The following is a 19166-nucleotide window of genomic DNA, read 5'->3' as shown; positions in this document are numbered from 1 at the left end:
CCCGGACCATGTCGACCCCGACGAGATCGCCGTCTACCGCGTCGAGGAGTTGCCCGCCAGTACCGGGAAGGTGAACCTCGTCATCCAGCACGGGGCGTGGGGGTGCCCCGGCAAGGACTCCGACGGCACGTCGTTCGTCGTCACCGGCGAGGACAGCCGCTGGGCCCTCGACCAGGCCGCGTACGTCACCGCCACCAACCCCATCGTGGCCGGCAGCACCAACCAGCGCATCGGCGTGCAGGAGCTGGTCGACTGGATCCAGGCGCACCCCGACTCCGGCCTGGTGTTCAAGTACGCGACCGGCGACGACGGCGCCATCCACAGCCTGGAGCAGGTCTACACGCCGTAGCCGACGCCCCCCGAAACCAGTGAGGGCCGGCTTCGGAAACCTCCGAAACCGGCCCTGACCTGTGACTCTCACAAGTCGGGACGACAGGATTTGAACCTGCGACCCCTTGACCCCCAGTCAAGTGCGCTACCAAGCTGCGCCACGTCCCGTTCGCGTCGCACGCGGTGGACCGCGTGATCACGCACGTAAACCCTACCGCACGCGTGCGGGTGCCCCCGTCCCCACCCGCGGGGACGCCGCGCCGGGGCGCCCTCGTCAGCCGGCGCCCGTGTACGCCGCCGTCGTGCGGTCGGCGGCCTGGCGGGCCCGGTGCTCGTCCTCGCCGCCGGCGACGTTCGCCGCGTACCACGCCTCGCTGCTCTCGGTGTAGAAGCGGCGGCCCTCCTCCGAGCCCATCCAGGCCATCGCCTCGGCCGGATCGACGGCGGCGCCGGTCCGCAGGTGCAGGGTGAGACCCACGAGCATCCCGTCCCAGCCGACGCCGACCGCGCCGGGCCCGAACTCGGCCCACTTCGTGTCGTCGACGTGGGCGATGTGGTCCAGCTCGAAGCGGGTCCGCCCCTCCCCCTCGGGTGTCAGGCGCAGCTCGATCCAGCTGACCTCGCCGCCGTACTCCCAGGTCGCGGTGAAGCCCTTGGGCGGGTCGCAGCGCTCGATCGTGCCGCCGGCCTGGTCCTTGAGCTGGAAGCGGCCGCCCTCGCGCAGGTCGCCCTCGACCGGGAGGAACCAGCGGGGGATGCGCTCGGGGTTGGTGCAGGCGTCCCAGAGGTCGTCGAGGGGGACGTCGTAGGTGCGGGCCACGGTCACCACGCGGGCCTCGCCCGCCTTGAAGTCGCGGCGGCCGACCGTGCGGCGCACGCTGTTGATCTGATGGGTCACGTCGATCACGGGGTGCTCCTCGGGGGTTCGTCGGTGCCGCGCAGCCGGCGCTCACGGCGGCCGCGGGCCAGTTCGGTGGCCAGGGCGTCCAGGTGCGGGGTCCAGTAGCGGCGGAAGCGGTCCAGCCAGGCGTCGATGTCGCGCAGGGGCTCGGAGTCGACGGCGTAGAGCCGGCGGGTGCCCTCGGAACGGACGGTCGCGAAGCCGTTCTCGCGCAGCACCTTCAGGTGCTGGGAGACGCCGGGCTGCGATATGCCGAACTCCGCCCGGACGGCGTCGGCGACCGCCCCGGCGCTCATCTCACCGTCGGCCAGGAGCTCCAGGATCCGTCGGCGCACCGGGTCGGCGAGGACGTCGAAGGCGTGCATGCGAGTCAATCTATCAGCTGCCGCTTATATAAGCGAATGCTGAAGGAAGGACGGTCAGCGGGTCGCCGCGGCCGCCTCCAGGACGACGTCCGCGATGCGCGCGGGCTTTTGCACGAGCAGGAGGTGGCTCGCGTCGGGCACGGTCACCAGGGTCACGTGCGGGCAGGCTTCGAGGCCGCGCCGCTCGCCGCCGGTCAGGCCGATCTCGTCGTGTTCGCCGCGCACCACCCAGGTCGGCACCCCGGCCTCGCACAGCCGGGGCACCAGCGACGGATAGCGGGCCAGGTAGGCGTAGTACTCCCGCACCATCCGGCGGCAGACGGCCGCGTCGTTGTCCGCCATGACCCGTGACAGTGTCTCCGCGCGGTGCGGTGGCAGGCTGCCGCGCATCGCCCGCGGGACGACCTTGAGCATGCCGGCCCACGCGAGCGGGCCGAGCAGCGGCACCCGTCCCACCGCGTCCAGCACGGTGAGGAAGGTCGACTCGTCGCCGCGCGAGAAGGTGGGCGACAGCAGTACGAGGGGGCCGGTGAACAGGCCGAGCGCCGCCATCTCCAGTGCCACGTTGGCGCCCAGGCTGTGGCCCACGACGAGGTCGCACCGCTCGCGCGCGGCGACGTCGGCCAAGAGGCGGGCGTAGTTCTCCATACTGACGTCGTCGGGCGGCGTCGTGGGCCCGAAGCCGGGCTGGGTCACGGCCACGAGTGCGAGGTCCGCCAGGGCCTTCTCGGCCATGAGGTCCGCGTAGAACTCGGTGGTGCACATGCCGCCGGGAATCAGCAGGGCGCGGTGCGCTGACTCAGTGGGGCCCGATCGGCGTACGTCCCAGGTGGCGCTCACATCTTCGAGGCTGCCAGAGATGGGCCGGCCCCGCATGCAGAGCACTGGCCGGCCCGGTCCGCCCAGTGGGCCGGGACCGGCTTGCGCGGCTCGCTGTTGCGGTCCGCCGGCCTGGCGGAGCGCAGCGCGGCGATGCCGATGAAGACCGTCGAGGAGACTCCGGCGAGGGCGAAGGCGGTGAAGCCCCAGTCGCCGTGGTCCGCGGCGAGCACCTGCCGCCCAGCCACGGGCCGAAGACGGCGCCGAAGCGGCCGTCACGGCTTCGGTGGGAACGCGGCGAGGGCCGGACCACAGCGTGTCCGGCCCTGGCGAGACGCCCAGCGCCGGCTACCTGACGCCCGTCCGGCGGGACGGGGCGCCGTCCAGATGGACCACCACCGTGGTGAAGAAGCGCTGCACGGCGTCGTCGACGCTCCGGATGAAGCTGGACTCGGCGTTGCCCCGACCGCTCCCCATGCCCTTGAGCAGCGACAGGCGGAAACCTGTGATCCGCACTCCGCCGTCCTTCGGCAGCATGTCGCCGGGCTCCGGACGCAACCGCTCCAGCGTGCCCCGCGGACCGCCCGTCTCCCCGTCGACCAGGGTTTCGACATGCAGGTCCGCCGGTGCCTCCGCCAGCCGCCGCACCAGCCGCTTGGCCCAGGTCAGCGGGTAGCCCTGCTCCGGCGCGGGGATCTCCATGGAGGTGCGCAGCTTCCCGGTGCGCAGGTCCGCGCTGATCGCGAGAACCCCGGGCGTGCCCTCGATACGCAGCTCGGCGTACAGCCGGCCGTCCAGGCACAGCTGGTCGGCGAGGAGGCCGCGGCGGGCCCGCGGGTCCGTACCACGCCGGGTGCGCTGCACGGGCAGCACCTTCTGGCCGAGTTCACCGCCCAGCCGCAGGCAGACCTGGCGGATCAGCCGCTCCCAGCTCTCCACCACCTCCAGCGCCCGCGGGTCACCCTGGCACAGGGTCTCGTCGTCGATGCCGTTGCGCACCGGAACCCAGGCGGGGCCCATGTTCTGGAACCCGTGACAGCCGGAGTTCTCGTGCTGGAGGTAGTGGAGCAGTTCCTGGAGCAGCCAGGCGTGCGCGGCGTTGCCGACGCCCTCGTGCCGGATGAGCATCTGCGCCTGGTGCGCCACCTCGGCCCAGGACAGGTGCCACAGAGCGACCTTGTGCTTGCGGCGACCGTCGATCTTGACGTCGACGAGCGGGGTGCCCTCCAGGGCCACGTCGTTGGAGAGCGTGATCACCGCCTCGTAGCCGCGGCGCGCGGCGATGTCCATGTACGCCTGGACCTGTTCGGCCTTCAGGGGGTTGCCGTTGGTCTTCGTCTCGACCAGCGCGGTCCACAGCTTCCCCGCCCGCTCCACCCGGATGACCCCGTCGGGACGCCGTGGGGTGTCGCCGTGCGGCAGGGAGACCTCCGTGAACGTCTCCATGCGCCCGGACGGGGCACCGAACCCCGCGGTGAGCCTGCGGCCGAACTCCGGTACCTGGGCCATCACCGACAGCAGGACCGAGGTGGCCCGCATCTCGCGATCACGGTCACTCTTGAGGGCCGACACGGGAAAGAGCCTGGCCTGCCTCCAGGAGTCGTTCTCGGCGAGCGTCTTCACCGCCACCTTGGGCAGGGTGACCTTCTTCTTCGCCGTACGCGGCCGGGCGGCCGGCTTCCTGGGAGCGGGTTCGTCGGCGGGCGGGCGAGGTGCGGGCACCGCTTCGAGCGTCGCCTGCGAGGACGGCGCCACCGTCGTGTCCGCCCCTTCATCGCCGCTCGCGTCCTCCAGAACCGCTGCGGCCGACGTGGCGTCCGTTTCCTCCGCGTCGTCGACATCGACGCCGAAGTCCGTTGCCAGACCGGCGAGGCCAATGTCGTAACCCTGGCCCACGGCCCTGAACTTCCACTCCTCCGCACGCCGGTACAGCTCGCCGAAGATGACGGCACTGACCGAGTCGGCGTCGTCGATGCTGAAGCGCAGAAGATCCTCACCGGCCGCGTCGCCCAACGTCATCCGGACATCGTCCAGTTCACCGAACCGGGCGCCCCGGTACCGGCTCGCGGCGACGACGATCCGCTCGACGTCGGACGGGACCGCGGTCAGGTCGAAGACGATACGGTCCTCGCTGCCGCCCTCCGTAGGCGTCTTGCCGAGCAACTGCACGCTGCCGTCCGCGGCCACCGGGTTGTTGTAGAAGTAGAAGTCGGCATCGCTGCGCACCTTGCCGTTGGCGTCCAGCAACAGCACGGAGACATCCGCGTCCCCTTCGCCACTCGGACTGGCCCAGCCCAGCCCGACGATCACCGAGCCGACGTTCTCGCTCAGGGCTGCCAACGAAACGTTCGCGCCCTTGATCATTTCCTGCACGAAGCCCCCCACCACCGCGTGTTCCCGGCACGCGGACATTCCCCGCCCCAAAGGCCTTTCAGGCGACACGCCATGACATGTCGCAGGCGGAAAACTGTAATGCCCACCGAGCGATTTCGGGGGCGGTCGCCCGAAACGGGAAAGCGGAGGGCTTCGCGACTTCCGGGAGCCACGGTGTTCCGTCACTTGATGACCGCGTTCGCCACCACGACCACGAAGCCCAGCAGCGCGTCCACCGCGCCGATGGCGATCGCCTTGGGCCAGCCGCGGTGCGACCAGCGGGCGGTGACCAGGCCGACGGCGAACAGGAGGGTGATGTTGAGGGCGAAGGCCGGGTACTCGACGCCCCCCGGCGGCCACCAGCCCCAGCCGGCGCCGGCCAGGACCACGACCGTCGGCAGGACGGCCGCGACCAGGGGCCACTCGTCGGCCAGGGCGCGCAGGGCGTCCCAGCGGCGGTGCGGGCCGCGTTCGGCGATGTAGTGGGCGTAGCCGTGGGCCAGCGCGGAGGCCAGCGCGGTGACCACCAGCCACAGGGCGTCGTAGCGGCGGCTGTGCGCGGAGGAGTGCCCGTACTGGGTGAGGGCCGCGACCATGGAGCTGGCCAGGACAGCGCCGTAGACGCCGCCGAAGAGGATCATCTCCCGCGTGTCGTGGCGGTGCGGCGCCGCGGTCCTCGGCGGGGTGTCGGAGTCGGCCATGCCCTCACGATCACTCGGGCCCCGGGCGCCTGCCACTTGCGACGATGTGTCGGTCCGGCCGGGGCGAACACGCACACTGTGTCCAGCGCCGTCGCGGGAGCGGGCCGGTTAGGGTCGCCGCATGATCCACAGCTTCGCACTGCACGTCCCGGACGCCGAGCTCGCACCGGAGCCGCTCGACGCGGCGCAGATCGTCTCCGGCTCGCCCGAGGTGACCGGGAAGGTGGTGTGGGAGTCCGAGGACGGGCGGCAGATCCGCGGCATCTGGCAGATCACGCCCGGCGTGGTCACGGACACCGAGGCCGACGAGGTGTTCGTGGTGGTCAGCGGGTCGGCCACGGTCGAGGTCGACGGCGGGCCGACGCTGCACGTCGGTCCCGGTGACATGGCGGTGCTGCGCGAGGGCGACCGTACGACGTGGACGGTGCACGAGACGCTGCGCAAGGTGTACGCGATCAATCTCTGAACGACCCCGGCGGCCGCCCCGTCGTGCCGCGCGTCTCCAGCGCCGGCGTGGTCAAGCGGACCCGGCTCGTTCCCGCCCGGCCCTCGAACCGGTCCAGCAGGCAGCGCGCGGCCCGGCGGCCGACCTCGTGGCCGGCGTTGTCCACGGTGGTCAGCCACACGTGCCGCAGCCGGGAGATGCCGGTGTTGTCGTAGCCGGCCACGGAGATGTCACGGGGCACGCTCAGCCCCAGCTCCGCGGCCGCCGACAGCGCGCCCACCGCCGTCATGTCGTTGACGGCGAAGACCGCCGTGGGCCGCTCGGCGCGGGCGATCAGCCGTACCGTGGCCCGGTAGCCGCCCTCCTCGGTCAGGTCCCCGCGCTCGACCACCGGATCGAGCCCGTGCGCGGCCAGGGCGGAGGTGTAACCGCGCCGGCGCAGCTCGCCCACCGCGCCGTGCCCGCCGATGTGCGCGATCCGGCGGTGGCCCAGCCCGATCAGGTGCTCCGTGACGAGCCGGGCGCCCTGCTCGTCGTCGCCCGCGACCATGTCCACGTCCGGCAGCACCGGCTCCCGCGCCCCCGCGACCACCACCGGAAGCCGCTCGGCGACCCGCGCGAGCCCGGCCGGGTCGGGCAGGGTGCCGACCACGACCAGGCCGTCGACCCCGAGGTCCAGAAAGGGCTCGGCGAGGTCGTGGCCCGCGCGGCGGCCGAGGCGGGCGTCGGAGAGCAGCATGTGCAGTCCGGCCTCGCGCAGCGGGGGGTTCATCCCGTCCAGCAGCTCCACGAACCAGGGATTGCGCAGGTCGTGCAGGAGCACACCGACTGTGCGGGAGCGCCGCTCGCTCAGGGTGCGGGCCGCGGCGTTGGGCCGGTAGCCGAGCTCGCGCACCGCCCGGAGCACCGCGTCCCGCTTCTCGGGGCGCACCTGGTCGGAGCCACGCAGCACGAGCGAGACCAGCGACTTCGACACGCCCGCCCGCTCGGCCACGTCCCGGATGGTCGGCTGCTTCATGGGGTGGACCGTTCCATGTGGTGGTGCGGTTGTCAAAGTGCTTGACAGTGGGGGTGCGTCCGCGCAGGGTGGCCGGAAGAACTTGTTGGAACGGTCCAATTGCGGGAGAAGGCTGTCATGGCACGTTCGCTCGGGGTCGCCGTCGTCGGGTTCGGGTGGATGGGGCGGGTGCACACCCAGGCGTACGCCCGCGTGCTCCACCACTTCCCCGCGCTGGGGCTGCGGCCGCGGCTGGTCGCCGTCGCCGAGGAGGTGCCGGGGCGGGCGGAGGAGGCCGCCGCGCAGTTCGGGTTCGCCTCGGCCACCCGCGACTGGCGTGAGGTCGCCGCCGATCCGCGGGTGGAGGCGGTCAGCGTCACCGCGCCGAACTTCCTGCACCGCGAGATCGGCGTCGCGATGGCCGAGGCCGGCAAGCACCTGTGGATCGAGAAGCCGGTCGGCCTGAGCGCCGGTGACGCCCGCGCGGTCGCCGACGCGGTCGCGAAGGCCGGCGTCCAGGGCACGGTCGGCTTCAACTACCGCAACGCCCCGGCCGTGGAGGCGGCCCGCGAGCTGATCGCCTCCGGGGAACTCGGCACGGTCACCCATGTCCGCATCCGGCTGTTCAGCGACTACGCCGCCCATCCGGAGGGGGCTCTGACCTGGCGTTACGAGCGTGAGCGCGGCGGCAGCGGAGTGCTCGGCGACCTCGCCTCGCACGGCGCCGACCTCGCCCGGTACCTGCTCGGCGACATCGCCTCCCTGACCGCCGACACCGCGGTCTTCGTGCCCGAGCGGGCCCGGCCCACCGGCGCCACCGCCGGTCACTCCCGCGCCACCGGCGGCGCACTCGGCCCCGTCGAGAACGAGGACTACGTCAGCTGTCTGCTGCGCTTCGCCTCCGGCGCCCGGGGTGTGCTGGAGGCGTGCCGGGTGTCGGTCGGCGAGCAGAACAACTACGGCTTCGAGGTGCACGGCACCAGGGGCGCCGTCTTCTGGGACTTCCGCAGGATGAACGAGCTGGGGGTGAGCCGCGGCACCGCGTACCAGGACCAGCCGGTGAGCACGGTCTACGTGGGGCCGGGCGCCGGCGAGTACGGCGCGTTCCAGCCGGGCGCGGCCAACGCCATGGGCTACGACGACCTGAAGGTCATCGAGTGCCACCGCTTCCTGCGCTCGATCGCCGAGGGCACCCCGCACGGGGCGACCCTGGCGGACGCGGTGCACAGCGCCACGGTGCTGGACGCGATGGCGCGGTCCGCCGAGAGCGGGGCGTGGGTCACGCTGCCGCAGTGAAAGGGGCGCTCCAGCGGTGGACGTCACGCCTCACGGGTGAGCGCCCGCAGTCGCCGTACGCCGTCCGCGAGCGCGTCCGCGACGTCCCGCGGCGGCACGTCCGCCCCACCCGGGAACGTGGTCCGGGCGAGCAGCGGCAGCTCCACCTGCACCCCTGAACCGCCGGCCATGTTGACCGGGTTGCGGGGGTTGACGCCCCGCAGGGCGGCGGGGATCAGCGCCAGGTCGGTGACCGGCTCGAACCGGGGCCGCAGCGATGCGAGGCCGCCCGCCATGAGCCGCGGCGCGGTGCGGTCGGCGCCGCCGAGGAAGATCGAGCGGGGCGCGGCCGGCCGCAGATGCCCGTGCAGCGACACGACGACGTCGACTCGGGCGAGGAAGTCGCGCAGCAGCCGGCAGGGGACGGCGCCCATCCGCGCCGAGGGGATGTGCACCGGCTCGCCGTCGCTCTGCCGGAACACCAGTCGTGTCGCGCCGCATCTTTGGGCCAGCTCGTCCGCGAGTTCACCGGTGCCGCCCTCGACGCTGGCGTGCAGCGCGAGCAGGCCGATGCCGTCGCCCGGGGTGAGCGTGACGGTGAACTCCACGCCCTCGATCGTCACCCGCTCGGTCAGCGGCCGCCCGGTGCCGCTCATCGCGCGGCCTGCGGCGGCATGTTGTACGGCGTGACGACCTGGATCGCCGACGGCAGGGTCGGCCCGGCCGGTGGGAGCGCGCCGTGGGCCCGCATCACCAGATGGCAGGCCTCCCGCAGGTCCTGGCGCAGATCGTGGTGGAGGACGGCGGACAGGCGGTGCTCGCGCAGCAGCCGGGTGTTGTCGTGGTCGAGGTCGTGGGCGACGAACACGGCGCACTCGCGGCCCAGGTCGGCGAAGGCCTGGAGGGTGGCGATGTTGCCGCCGCCGATCGAGTACACGGCGCGGATGTCCGGGTCGCGGGCGAGGGCGGCGCGCACGAGGTCGTACTGGGTGGCGTCCAGGCCCTGCCCCTCGGCGATCTCGACGAGGACGCGCCCGGGGTGCCGGGCGCGCATGGCGCTGCGGAAGCCCATCTCGCGCTCCTCCTCGTTGCGGAAGAAGCCGCTGCTGAGGCTGGTGAGGACGTTGCCGGGCCGCTCGCCCAGCCACTGGCCCATCAGATAGGCGGCCGTGGCGCCCGCTGCCCGGTTGTCGATGCCGACGTAGCCCAGCCGGGTGCTCGCGGGCAGGTCGGTGGCGAGGGTGACCACGGGGATGCCGGCCGCGGTCAGCCGGCCGACGGCCGCGGTGACCTCGGGGACGTCCGGCGCCTTCAGGAGCACGCCCTGGGAGCCGCGGCGGGCGATCCGGTCCAGCACACGCACCTGCTCCTCGACCGGGCCCGTCTCGCGGAAGTGGAAGCGTGAGCGCAGCACGGCCGGGTGCAGGGACGGCAGTTCCGCCTCCAGGGCGGCCCGTACGGCGGTGGAGAACCGCTCCGGCGCCTGCATCACGATGTCGATCATGAAGGTGCGGCCGACGAGCCGCACCTGGGTGCGCTGCCGGTCCAGGTCGGCGATGGCCCGGTGCACCTCCTGCGCGGTGGAGGCGCGGACCCCGCCGCGGGCGTTGAGCACCCGGTCCACCGTGGCCTCGCTCAGGCCCGCCTGACGTGCGATCTCCCGGATCGGGAAGGGATGGCCCACGGTCGGCTCCTTGAGGGGTTTTTGATGGCCGCCTGCCGGTTGTTCGCTGCCTTTGTCCTGACAAGAATGACAGAGCCGCACGGCTCCGTGACCCACGGGTCGCGCCCTGAACGAAGGGACGGCGATGTCCTCCACCGCACCCGACCGCGCCTGGCTGTCCGAGCAGGACTGCGACCTGGCCGCCTTCCGCCGTCTGATCGAGCGCACCACCGACCCCGCCGACTTGCCGCACGCCGCCGCCGTCGAGCGGAACGTGCCGGTCTACGACGCCGCCCGGCTCGGCACGGGCCGCGAGATCCAGGCCGAGATCGTCCGCGTCCTCGCCGACGGCCCGGGCATCGCCGTCTTCCGGGGCGCCTTCCCGGACCCGGCCGTCGTCGACCGGCTCACCGCCGTCTTCGACGCGCTGATCGCAGAGCAGCGCGCCTCGGGCCGGACGGCCGGCGACCACTTCGCCCCGCCCGGTGCCAACGACCGGGTGTGGAACGCGCTGGAGAAGGCCGCGCTGTACGACGCGGAGGCGTTCGCCGACTACTACGCCAACGACGTCGTCGCGCTGGTCTCGCGGGCCTGGCTGGGCCCCGGCTACCAGGTCACCTCCCAGGTCAACGTGGTCAACCCGGGCGGCGCGGCGCAGCAGCCGCACCGCGACTACCACCTGGGGTTCCTCGCGAGCGAGACCGCCGCGGCCTACCCCGCGCACGTGCACCGCCTCTCCCCCGTGCTCACCCTGCAGGGCGCCGTCGCCCACTGCGACATGCCGGTCGAGTCCGGCCCGACGCTGTATCTGCCCTGGTCCCAGCTGTACGAGCCGGGGTATCTGGCCTGGCGGCTGCCGCAGTTCCGGGACTGCTTCGCCGAGCGCCACGTGCAGCTGCCGCTCGCCAAGGGGGACGCGGTGTTCTTCAACCCCGCCCTGTTCCACGCCGCCGGGGAGAACCGCTCGGCGGACATCCGGCGCACCGCCAATCTGCTCCAGATCTCCTCGGCGTTCGGGCGGGCCATGGAGAGCGTGGACCGCGAGGCGGTCGTGAACGCCGTCTACCCGGTGCTGCTCAAGCGCAGGGCGGAGGGGGCGAGCGCGGCGTGGCTGGAGCAGGTGATCGCCGCCAGCGCCGAGGGCTATCCCTTCCCGACCGATCTGGACCGCGACCCGCCGGTCGACGGACTGGCGCCGCCCGCGCAGGCCGATCTGGTGCGGCGCGCGCTCGCCGAGGAGTGGACCCCGCAGGCGCTGGCCGAGGAGCTGCGCGCCGCCGCCGGGCGGCGCAGGAGCTAGGAGAGACATGGGACTTCTCGACGACAAGGTCGTGCTGGTCAACGGCGGCAGCCAGGGCGTCGGCGCGGCCGTCGCCCGGGCGGCGGTGCGTGAGGGCGCCGTGGTGGCCGTCACCGGGCGCCGCCCGGAGCCCGGCGAGGCGCTGGTCGCCGAGCTCACGGCAGGCGGCGGCAAGGCGATGTACGTACGGGCCGACCTCGCCGACGCCGAGCAGGCCAGGGCGTCCGTGGCCGCGGTGGTGGACGCCTGGGGCCGCGTCGACTGCCTGGTGAACTCCGCCGGGCTCACCTCGCGCGGCACCCTGCTGGACACCACGCCCGAGTTGTTCGACCAGCACATCGCGGTCAATCTGCGGGGGCCGTTCTTCGCGATGCAGGCGGCCGTCGCCGACATGCTCGCCCGCAAGGCGCCCGGCACCGTCGTCAACGTCATCACCTCCTCCGCGCACGGCGGACAGCCCTTCCTCGCGCCCTACGTGGCCGCGAAGGCCGGGCTCGTGGGGCTGACCCGCAACGCCGCGCACGCCCACCGCTTCGACCGCATCCGGATCAACGGACTGAACATCGGCTGGACCGCGACCGAGGGCGAGGACGCCACCCAGCGCGCCTTCCACGGGGCGGGCGACGACTGGCAGGAGCGGGCGGCGGCGCGGCTGCCGATGGGGCGGCTCGGCCGACCGGACGAGATCGCCGACTTCGTGGTCTTCCTGCTGTCCGACCGGTCCGGGGTGGTCACCGGCTCGGTGATCGACTGGGACCAGAACGTCCTCGGCGGACTGGACTGACCGGCATACTCCGCTTCCCTTCCTCTAGGAGCACCATGCGTATCGGAATCCTCGGCCTCGGCCGTATCGGCGCCTTCCACGCCGAGACCCTGTCCGGGCTCGACGCCGTCGAGTCGCTCGTCGTCAGCGACCCGGTCGCGGACGCCGCCAAGGCCGCCGCCGAGCGGTTCGGCGCGGAGGTCGCGGACTCCCCCGAGGCCCTGCTTGCGTCCGGTGTGGACGGTGTCGTCGTCGCGGCGGCCACCGACGCCCACCCCGCGCTGATCCGGGCGGGTGTCGCGGCCGGCGTGCCCGTCTTCTGCGAGAAGCCGGTCGCCCGCACCATGGCCGAGGGCGTGGCCGTCCTGCAGGCCGTCGAGGGCGGCGACGTGCCGGTCCAGATCGGGTTCAACCGTCGCTTCGACGCCGGGTTCGCCGCCGCCCGTGCCGCCGTTCAGGCCGGTGAGCTGGGCAAGCTGCACACCGTGCGGTCGACGACCCTGGACCCGGCGCCGCCTCCCGCCGCGTACGTCGCCGCCTCCGGGGGCATCTTCCGGGACTGCTCGGTGCACGACTTCGACATCATCCGCTGGGTGACCGGCCGGGAGGTGAGCGAGGTGTACGCCGTCGGCGGCAACCGGGGCGCGGACTATATCCGGCAGGCCGGCGACGCCGACACCACCGGCGCGCTGCTCACCCTCGACGACGGCACCATCGCGGTGGTGTCCAACTCCCGGCACAACGGCCGCGGCCACGATGTCCGCATGGAGCTGCACGGCTTCGCCGACTCCCTCGCCGTCGGCCTGGACGACAAGCTGCCGCTGCGCTCGGCCGAGCCCGGTGTCACCTTCCCCTCCGGCACCCCGCACGTCTTCTTCATGGACCGCTTCGCCGCCGCCTACCGCGCCGAACTCGCCGCGTTCACCGAGGTGGTGGCCGGCACCCGGCCCTCGCCCTGCACGGTCGCGGACGCGCTGGAGGCGGGCTGGATCGCGGAGGCGTGCACGCTGTCCCTGCGCGAGCACCGGCCGGTGACGCCGGCGGAGGTGCGCGGCGCCTGAGCCGTGGCCTCGCCGGTGCGTGCGCGGAAACGCCGTACGGCGGGGCCCCGTCCGGTGGTTCGGGCGGGGTTCAGCCGCAGTAGCGTATGAGCCACTCGTGCACGTCGTAGCGGTCGCGGGCCGGGTCCGGCGCGGTGGCCGGTTTCGTCTCCACCGTCTGCTCCGGGCGCACCCGCTCCGGCAGGGTCCCGAAGCGGGCCCGGCGCGAGGCCGCCTCCGCGGCGGCGGGTGCCGCCTCCTCGCGCTCCTCCGTCTGCTGTCCGTCCGTCATCGGTCCTCCCCCGTCCGTCTGTTCGCCCCTTCACTCTCCCAACGAACTCACCGCGCCGCCGGTTCCGCCGGCAGGTCGAAAACGTGGTCCGGGGAGATGATCCGGGTCACGGCCTGGCCGAACAGGGTGCTGGGCTCCTGGTTCTTGTAGTTGATGTCCGTGTTGAGCATCACCACGAGCGTCGCCTGCGCGGACGGCAGGTAGATGGTGAGCGACTCATAGCCGGGCAGGGAGCCGTTGTGCCCGATCCAGCCCTGCACATTGAAGATGCCGAGGCCGTAGCCGGCGCCCGCGATGGGGGTCGGCGGGGTGATCAGCCGCTGCCGCTGGGTCGCGGGGCTGATCATGTCGCCGCCGTCGGGCAGCTTGCCGGTGGCCACCGTGCGGGCCCACACCCGCAGGTCGTCCAGCTGGGAGATCATCGCGCCGGCCGCCCAGCCCCAGGAGGGGTTCCAGTCGGCCGAGTCCTCGACCTTCCCGGTCGCCGTCTGGTTGGTGTAGCCCTGCGAGTGCGGCGTCGGGAACTCGTTGCCGGTCGGGAAGAGGGTGTGCTTGAGGCCGACCGGATCGAGGACCTTCTGCTGGATGTAGTCGTTCAGCTTCTGCCCGCTCTCCTTCTCCACGACCAGGCCGAGCAGGATCAGGTTGGTGTTGCAGTAGTAGAACTGCTGGCCGGGCGGGAAGAGCACGGGGTGCTTGAAGGAGTAGTCCAGGAGCTGCTGGGGGGTGAAGGGGCGCTGCGGGTCGGAGGTCAGCGCCTTGTAGAAGTCCTCGTCCGCGGAGTAGTTGAACAGCCCGCTGCGCATGCCGGCCAGCTGCCGGATGGTGATCTTGTCGCCGTTGGGCACTCCGCCGACGTACTTGTCGATGGTGTCGTCCAGGCCGACCTTGCCCTGGTCGACGAGTTGCAGCACGGCCGTGACCGTGAAGGTCTTCGTCTCGCTGCCGATCCGCAGGTACAGGCCGGGGGACATCTTCGCGCCGGTGGACTTGTCGGCGACGCCGAAGGACTTGACGTACTGCCCCTGGTCGGGTGTCCACACGCCGACGGTCACGCCGGGGATGTTCGCCTGCTGCATCACGCGCTGCACGGCGGCGTCGAGTTGCTGCTGCACGGCGGGGGTGAGCGGACGCACCCCGCCGGCGGACGGAGGCGGCAAGCCGGCGGACGGGGCGGACGGCGTCGTCGGTCCGGTCGACGACGGCGAGGTGGAGCCGGAGCCGGACGGCGACGTCGGCTCGGTGACGGACGGCGAGGTCGCGGACGGCGAGGTCGCGGACGGCGAGGTCGCGGACGGCGAGGTGACGGACGGCGAGGTGGCGGACGCGGAGGAGGATCCCGGAGGGGACGGCGGCGCGGGGGCCGCGCTCGGCAGCGCGACGGCCGCACCGCCGGCGGCCGGGCCCGCGAGGATGCCCAGCGCGGCGGCGGCGACGGCTGACCTGCGCAGTCGGGGGGAAGCGAACGACATGGGCCTGCTCCCGGGAGAACGGCAGGAGGAACGCCCCGCGAACGTCGTGGAAGGCGGCGGGACAGCGGCCGCAGCGCCAGGCCGACGGCCCTGGTGCACCAGTGGTCCCAAGAGTCACACCGGCTATCACCAGCATAGGAGCGCACGCCCGTCACGTCCTGTCGGGCCCCGGGCGCCCCTCGCGCCGCCCGCCACGGCACCGCAGGACCGCGCACGACCGGCTGACCGCTCACCCCCGGGCAGGACCGCCATGCCATCGCATGACCGCTCGCCGAACCGCCACGCCACCACGGACCGCTCACGCCCCGCAGACCGCTCGCGCCCCCGAAAACCACACGCCCCGTGGGACCGCCGCGGCACCGCCGGGCCACGCACGCGCCGCCGAACCGATCACCCGCCGCCGGGCCACGCACGCGCCGCCGAACCGCTCACCCGCCGCCGCGCCACTCACGTGCCGCCGAACCGCTCACGCCCCGCAGGAGCGCAGGAAGCGGCGCGTGCGCACCGCGATCGGCAGCGGCTTGTCCGGCTCGCAGGGGTACATGTCCTGCTCGACGATGGCGAACAGGTCCACGCCCAGCTTCTGCGCCGCGACCAGCACCGGCTCCAGCTCCGGGACGCCGGAGGGCGGTTCGCACATCACTCCGCGCTGCACGGCGGGCCCGAACGGGACCCCGTCCGCCACGACCTCGGCGAGGATCTCCGGGTCGACCTGCTTGAGGTGCAGATAGCCGATGCGCTCGCCGAAGGTCTCGATCAGCTTGACGCTGTCGCCGCCGCAGTAGGCGTAGTGCCCGGTGTCCAGGCAGAGGTTGACCAGGTCGGAGTCGGTGGAGTCGAGGAAGCGCTCGACGTGGGCCTCGGTGTCGATGTGGGTGTCGGCGTGGGGGTGGACGACGATGTCCAGGCCGTAGGTCTCCTTGACCTCGTGGCCGAGCCGTTCCATGCCCTTGGTGAGGTGCGCCCACTGCTCGGCCGTCAGCTCCGGCGGTTCGAGGATCTCGGCGGTCTTGTCGTCGCGCCAGAAGGACGGGATGACGACGAGGTGCCGTGCGCCCATGGCCTGGGTGAGGGCGGCGACCTGGCCCACGTGCTCCCAGGTGGACTCCCACACCGCCGGGCCGCGGTGCAGGCCGGTGAAGACGGTGCCGGCGGACACCTTCAGTCCGCGGGCCTCCACCTCGTCGGTGAGCCGGGCCGGGTCGGTGGGCAGATAGCCGTACGGGCCGAGCTCGATCCACTCGTAGCCGGCCTCGGCGACCTCGTCGAGGAAGCGCCGCCAGGGCACCTGGGCGGGGTCGTCGGGGAACCACACGCCCCAGGAGTCGGGGGCGGAGCCGACCCGGATGCGGCTCAGGGCAGCGGGCATGTCAGGGGGTTCCTTCCGAGGTGGGGGTCGCCAGGGGTGCGGACAGGTCCTGCGCCTCGGGGAGCTCCTCCACGTCGACGCCGCGGACCTGGGCCAGTTCGTGCTTGAGGGCGGCGAGTTCGGCGCCGCCGGCCATGTGGTTGGTCAGCTCCTCCAGGCCGACGTCGCTGCGCGCGGCGGACAGCTCCAGGGTGCCCAGGCGCAGCACGTTGAAGTGGTCGCCGACCATGTAGGCGTGGTGGGGGTTGTGGGTGATGAAGATGACGCCGAGGCCGCGGTCGCGGGCGGCGGCGATGTACTTCAGCACGACGCCGGACTGCTTGACGCCGAGGGCGGCGGTCGGCTCGTCCAGGATCAGCACCCGGGCGCCGAAGTAGACGGCGCGGGCGATGGCCACGCACTGGCGCTGGCCGCCGGAGAGGGTGCCGATGGGCTGTTCCAGGTCGTCCAGGACGATGCCCATGTTGCGCAGTTCCTGGTCGGCCGTCTTCTTCATGGCGGCGATGTCGAGGCGGCGGATCGGCCAGGGCCCCTTGGTCATCTCCGAGCCGAGGAAGAAGTTGCGCCACACGGGCATCAGCGGGACGGTCGCGAGGTCCTGGTAGACGGTGGCGATGCCGCGGTCGAGTGCCTCGCGCGGGGTGCTGAAGCGCACCGGCTGCCCGTCGACGAGGAACTCGCCCTCGGTGTGCTGGTGCAGCCCCGAGACGATCTTGATCAGGGTGGACTTGCCGGCGCCGTTGTCGCCGAGGACGCAGGTCACCTCGCCGGGGAAGACCCTCAGGTCCACGCCGTGCAGGGCGCGGATGTTGCCGTAGGACTTGCCGGCCGAGCGCAGTTCGACCAGGGGGGCGTCCTGCTCGGGCGCGGTGTCCTTGAGGATCGCCCCGTGGGCCTTGCTGGTGGTCATCTCCCCCTCACCTCCGGGTCGCCGTGCGCTGCACGTACAAGTTGATCAGAACGGCGCCGAGGAGCATCACTCCGAGGAAGGCCTTGAACCAGTCGGGGTTCCAGCCGGCGTAGACGATGCCCTGGTTGACCATGCCGAACATGAACGCGCCGAAGACCGGGCCGATCGCGGAGCCGTAACCGCCGGTGAGCAGGCAGCCGCCGATGACGGCCGCGGCGATGTAGATCAGCTCCTGGCCGACGCCCTCGCCGGACTGCACGGTGTTGAAGGAGAACAGATTGTGCATGCCGACGAACCAGGCGCCGAAGCCCACGGTCATGAACAGCGTGATCTTGGTGAACTTCACCGGCACACCCACGGCCCGGGCGCTGTCCTTGTTGCCGCCGACCGCGAAGATCCAGTTGCCGTACCGGGTGCGCAGCAGCACCCAGGTGGCCAGGGCCGCGAAGACCAGCCACCAGACCACCGTGATCTTCACCTGGACCCCGCCGACGTCGAAGGAGGAGGCGAAGACCTTGCGCGCCTGGCCGAAGCCGTCCATGTCGCTGATGTCGTCGGTGGCGACGTTGCCGGTGACCAGCTTGGTCACCGCGAGGTTGACGCCCTGGAGGATCAGGAAGGTGCCGAGGGTGACCAGGAAGCTGGGCAGCCCGGTCTTCATCACCATCCAGCCGTTGAAGGCGCCGATGGCGAGGGAGACGATCAGCGCGACGAAGACACCGGTCCACACGTTCATGCTCAGCTGGAAGCTCAGCATGCTCGCGGTGAGCGCCGAGGTGATCACCGCGACGCCGGACGACAGGTCGAACTCGCCGCCGATCATCAGCAGCGCCACCGGCAGCGCCATGATCCCGATGGTCGACGACTGGTAGAGGACCGTGGCCATCGAGCTGCCCTGGCGGACGGTCGGGGCCGCGATCAGGAAGAAGACGAGGACGGCCACGGCGCCGAGGAAGACGCCGACCTCGGGCCGTGCGAGCAGCCGGAGCACCAGGGACCGCTGCCGGGTGCGGCCGTCGGACTCCCCCGGGCCGGGGGCCGGCGGTGTCCCCACCGCCGGCGCAGCCTGCTGGGTCATGCTGATCACCGGGTGCCCTTCGCGGCGAAGTTCGCGACCTGGTCGACGTTGGACTTGTCGACGAAGGCCGGGCCGGTGAGCACCGGCTGCTCGCCGCCACCGCTGTAGTTGCCGTTGTTCTTGTAGAGCCACAGGGAGTCGATCGCCAGGTAGCCCTGGAGGTAGGGCTGCTGGTCGACGGCGAACTGGATGGTGCCGTTCTTGATGGCCTTGGTGAGGTCCTTGTTCAGGTCGAAGGTGGCGACCTTGGCCTTGCTGCCGGCGTCGCCCACCGACTGCACCGCGGTCAGCGCGAACGGGGCGCCGAGCGTGACGACGTAGTCGATGCCGCTGTCCTGCTTGAGCTTGGCGGTGATCGTCGACTTCACGGACGGCATGTCGGTGCCGTTGACGTAGAGGTTCTCCACCGAGCCCGAGAAGGTCTTCTTCACGCCGTCGCAGCGCTGGGTCAGGCCGATGTTGCCCTGCTCCTGGATGACGCACACGGCCTTCTTGGCGCCGACCTCGTTCAGCTTCTTGCCGAAGGCCTCGCCGGCGACGGTCTCGTCCTGCCCGAAGAACTCCAGCAGGCCGAGCTTCTTCCAGTCGCTGACACCGGAGTTGAGGCCGACCACGGGTATGCCGGCGCTCTTGGCCTTGGCCACGACGCTCTTCATGGCGTCCGGTTTGGCCAGCGTGATGGCGATGCCGTCGACCTTCTGGTCGATGCCGTTCTGCACCAGGTTGGCCTGGCCGCCGGCGTTCGGGTCGGCGGAGTAGACGAGCTTGATGTTGTCCTTGGCGGCCGCGGCCTCGGCGCCCTTGCGGACGATGTCCCAGAAGGTGTCGCCGGGCGACTGGTGGGTGACCAGTGCGACCGTCATGCGAGGGGTGGTGGCCTTGCCCGCGGAGGCCGCGCCCCCTCCTTCCTCGGCCTTCTTGCCGCCGGAACTGCTGGAGCAGCCCGCGAGGGTCAGGGCCGCCGCCGCGGCCAGGGCCACGACCGGGGCGAGTCTGCGGGAGTGGGAAGAGCGGTCCATCTTTCCTGCACCTCACTGTGCGCCAGGGGAAAGGGAGGGGATCGAGAAGCCGTC

General features: G+C 72.2%; 20 protein-coding genes, 1 tRNA gene and 1 pseudogene. 6 read left to right on the top strand and 16 right to left on the bottom strand.

The genetic code is table 11. From position 1 onward, the window contains the following. Positions 1-349 (top strand): annotated as a pseudogene (locus C3489_RS38775) (hypothetical protein); the annotation flags it as partial. Positions 350-424: 75 nt separating this feature from the next. Here C3489_RS38775 and C3489_RS23275 read toward each other — a convergent pair. From C3489_RS23275 to C3489_RS23245, 7 genes are all read right to left on the bottom strand, one after another. Then, positions 425-498, bottom strand: a tRNA-Pro gene (locus C3489_RS23275). Positions 499-604: 106 nt separating this feature from the next. Continuing rightward, entirely contained in the window at positions 605-1237 is a 633-nt protein-coding gene (locus C3489_RS23270; RefSeq protein ID WP_103783982.1) for an SRPBCC family protein, read from the bottom strand. Continuing rightward, entirely contained in the window at positions 1234-1596 is a 363-nt protein-coding gene (locus tag C3489_RS23265; RefSeq protein ID WP_103783981.1) for a helix-turn-helix transcriptional regulator, read from the bottom strand. The genes C3489_RS23270 and C3489_RS23265 overlap by 4 nt, the downstream gene beginning before the upstream one ends. Positions 1597-1650: 54 nt before the next feature. After that, entirely contained in the window at positions 1651-2436 is a 786-nt protein-coding gene (locus C3489_RS23260) for an alpha/beta fold hydrolase (protein WP_181139804.1), read from the bottom strand. Beyond that, positions 2433-2663, bottom strand: coding sequence for a hypothetical protein (locus C3489_RS39515; protein WP_258054917.1), 231 nt, complete (start codon positions 2661-2663; stop codon positions 2433-2435). Before C3489_RS39515 ends, C3489_RS23260 begins: the two co-directional genes overlap by 4 nt. A gap of 100 nt (positions 2664-2763) precedes the next feature. Further along, positions 2764-4779 carry a TerD family protein gene (locus C3489_RS23250; protein ID WP_181139808.1) on the bottom strand — a complete coding sequence of 672 codons (2016 nt, stop codon included), beginning with the start codon at positions 4777-4779 and terminating at the stop codon, positions 2764-2766. 191 nt (positions 4780-4970) lie between these two features. Next, entirely contained in the window at positions 4971-5489 is a 519-nt protein-coding gene (locus C3489_RS23245) for a hypothetical protein (protein ID WP_103783979.1), read from the bottom strand. 121 nt (positions 5490-5610) lie between these two features. Between C3489_RS23245 and C3489_RS23240 the strand changes: the two genes are divergently transcribed. Continuing rightward, positions 5611-5955, top strand: a complete 345-nt coding sequence (locus tag C3489_RS23240; RefSeq protein ID WP_103783978.1) for a cupin domain-containing protein — start codon at positions 5611-5613, stop codon at positions 5953-5955. Here the strand turns inward: C3489_RS23240 and C3489_RS23235 are convergent. Beyond that, entirely contained in the window at positions 5945-6952 is a 1008-nt protein-coding gene (locus C3489_RS23235) for a LacI family DNA-binding transcriptional regulator (RefSeq protein ID WP_103783977.1), read from the bottom strand. The two genes, C3489_RS23240 and C3489_RS23235, sit on opposite strands and share 11 nt — an antisense overlap. Before the next feature lie 117 nt (positions 6953-7069). On the opposite strand from C3489_RS23235, the gene C3489_RS23230 reads away from it, so the two are divergent. Continuing rightward, positions 7070-8227: a Gfo/Idh/MocA family protein gene (locus C3489_RS23230; RefSeq protein WP_103783976.1), complete on the top strand. Its 1158-nt coding sequence runs from the start codon at positions 7070-7072 to the stop codon at positions 8225-8227. A 23-nt stretch (positions 8228-8250) separates the two neighbouring features. Here C3489_RS23230 and C3489_RS23225 read toward each other — a convergent pair whose 3' ends face one another. Together C3489_RS23225 and C3489_RS23220 are read right to left on the bottom strand one after the other, a co-directional pair. Beyond that, positions 8251-8862 (bottom strand): poly-gamma-glutamate hydrolase family protein, encoded by a 612-nt coding sequence (locus tag C3489_RS23225; protein WP_103783975.1) that lies wholly within the window; start codon positions 8860-8862, stop codon positions 8251-8253. Continuing rightward, on the bottom strand, positions 8859-9890 hold the full coding sequence (locus C3489_RS23220) for a LacI family DNA-binding transcriptional regulator (RefSeq protein WP_103783974.1): 1032 nt from the start codon (positions 9888-9890) through the stop codon (positions 8859-8861). The genes C3489_RS23225 and C3489_RS23220 overlap by 4 nt, the downstream gene beginning before the upstream one ends. A 124-nt stretch (positions 9891-10014) precedes the next feature. Here C3489_RS23220 and C3489_RS23215 point away from each other — a divergent pair, with 124 nt between their 5' ends. Genes C3489_RS23215 through C3489_RS23205 form a run of 3 tightly spaced genes read left to right on the top strand, consistent with a single transcriptional unit; the run spans position 10015 to position 12993 of the window. Next, positions 10015-11169: a phytanoyl-CoA dioxygenase family protein gene (locus C3489_RS23215; protein ID WP_103783973.1), complete on the top strand. Its 1155-nt coding sequence runs from the start codon at positions 10015-10017 to the stop codon at positions 11167-11169. A 7-nt stretch (positions 11170-11176) separates the two neighbouring features. Next, positions 11177-11953, top strand: a complete 777-nt coding sequence (locus C3489_RS23210) for an SDR family oxidoreductase (RefSeq protein ID WP_103783972.1) — start codon at positions 11177-11179, stop codon at positions 11951-11953. 35 nt (positions 11954-11988) lie between these two features. Continuing rightward, positions 11989-12993 (top strand): Gfo/Idh/MocA family oxidoreductase, encoded by a 1005-nt coding sequence (locus C3489_RS23205; protein ID WP_103783971.1) that lies wholly within the window; start codon positions 11989-11991, stop codon positions 12991-12993. Between the two features lie 70 nt (positions 12994-13063). Here C3489_RS23205 and C3489_RS23200 read toward each other — a convergent pair whose 3' ends face one another. The 6 genes from C3489_RS23200 to C3489_RS23175 all read right to left on the bottom strand — a co-directional run bounded on the left by C3489_RS23200 (position 13064) and on the right by C3489_RS23175 (position 19112). Further along, on the bottom strand, positions 13064-13264 hold the full coding sequence (locus tag C3489_RS23200) for a hypothetical protein (protein WP_103783970.1): 201 nt from the start codon (positions 13262-13264) through the stop codon (positions 13064-13066). Between the two features lie 47 nt (positions 13265-13311). After that, entirely contained in the window at positions 13312-14736 is a 1425-nt protein-coding gene (locus C3489_RS23195) for a serine hydrolase (protein WP_258054916.1), read from the bottom strand. A 466-nt stretch (positions 14737-15202) separates the two neighbouring features. Further along, the gene (locus tag C3489_RS23190) at positions 15203-16105 is read right to left on the bottom strand and encodes a sugar phosphate isomerase/epimerase (protein ID WP_103783969.1); all 903 of its coding nucleotides are present in this window, start codon (positions 16103-16105) and stop codon (positions 15203-15205) included. A 1-nt stretch (position 16106) separates the two neighbouring features. Then, the gene (locus tag C3489_RS23185; protein ID WP_103783968.1) at positions 16107-17015 is read right to left on the bottom strand and encodes an ATP-binding cassette domain-containing protein; all 909 of its coding nucleotides are present in this window, start codon (positions 17013-17015) and stop codon (positions 16107-16109) included. A gap of 7 nt (positions 17016-17022) precedes the next feature. After that, complete coding sequence (locus C3489_RS23180) at positions 17023-18099, bottom strand: ABC transporter permease (RefSeq protein ID WP_181139806.1); 1077 nt, start codon at positions 18097-18099, stop codon at positions 17023-17025. Then, positions 18099-19112 (bottom strand): sugar ABC transporter substrate-binding protein, encoded by a 1014-nt coding sequence (locus C3489_RS23175; protein WP_103783966.1) that lies wholly within the window; start codon positions 19110-19112, stop codon positions 18099-18101. Before C3489_RS23175 ends, C3489_RS23180 begins: the two co-directional genes overlap by 1 nt. Positions 19113-19166: the final 54 nt, after the last annotated feature.

This window comes from Streptomyces sp. Ru71 (assembly GCF_002920535.1).
Lineage (GTDB): Bacteria > Actinomycetota > Actinomycetes > Streptomycetales > Streptomycetaceae > Streptomyces.
The sequence above is the reverse complement of the archived record's forward strand: the minus strand, read 5'-3'. Positions and strand labels throughout refer to the sequence as shown.

Bases quoted from the DNA above. Each gene is read 5' to 3' on its own strand.
- C3489_RS23265 (WP_103783981.1), bottom strand. From the start codon at position 1,596: ATGCACGCCTTCGACGTCCTCGCCGACCCGGTGCGCCGACGGATCCTG.
- C3489_RS23250 (WP_181139808.1), bottom strand. From the start codon at position 4,779: ATGATCAAGGGCGCGAACGTTTCGTTGGCAGCCCTGAGCGAGAACGTC.
- C3489_RS23245 (WP_103783979.1), bottom strand. From the start codon at position 5,489: ATGGCCGACTCCGACACCCCGCCGAGGACCGCGGCGCCGCACCGCCAC.
- C3489_RS23240 (WP_103783978.1), top strand. From the start codon at position 5,611: ATGATCCACAGCTTCGCACTGCACGTCCCGGACGCCGAGCTCGCACCG.
- C3489_RS23235 (WP_103783977.1), bottom strand. From the start codon at position 6,952: ATGAAGCAGCCGACCATCCGGGACGTGGCCGAGCGGGCGGGCGTGTCG.
- C3489_RS23230 (WP_103783976.1), top strand. From the start codon at position 7,070: ATGGCACGTTCGCTCGGGGTCGCCGTCGTCGGGTTCGGGTGGATGGGG.
- C3489_RS23225 (WP_103783975.1), bottom strand. From the start codon at position 8,862: ATGAGCGGCACCGGGCGGCCGCTGACCGAGCGGGTGACGATCGAGGGC.
- C3489_RS23215 (WP_103783973.1), top strand. From the start codon at position 10,015: ATGTCCTCCACCGCACCCGACCGCGCCTGGCTGTCCGAGCAGGACTGC.
- C3489_RS23210 (WP_103783972.1), top strand. From the start codon at position 11,177: ATGGGACTTCTCGACGACAAGGTCGTGCTGGTCAACGGCGGCAGCCAG.
- C3489_RS23205 (WP_103783971.1), top strand. From the start codon at position 11,989: ATGCGTATCGGAATCCTCGGCCTCGGCCGTATCGGCGCCTTCCACGCC.
- C3489_RS23200 (WP_103783970.1), bottom strand. From the start codon at position 13,264: ATGACGGACGGACAGCAGACGGAGGAGCGCGAGGAGGCGGCACCCGCC.
- C3489_RS23195 (WP_258054916.1), bottom strand. From the start codon at position 14,736: ATGTCGTTCGCTTCCCCCCGACTGCGCAGGTCAGCCGTCGCCGCCGCC.
- C3489_RS23190 (WP_103783969.1), bottom strand. From the start codon at position 16,105: ATGCCCGCTGCCCTGAGCCGCATCCGGGTCGGCTCCGCCCCCGACTCC.
- C3489_RS23185 (WP_103783968.1), bottom strand. From the start codon at position 17,015: ATGACCACCAGCAAGGCCCACGGGGCGATCCTCAAGGACACCGCGCCC.
- C3489_RS23175 (WP_103783966.1), bottom strand. From the start codon at position 19,112: ATGGACCGCTCTTCCCACTCCCGCAGACTCGCCCCGGTCGTGGCCCTG.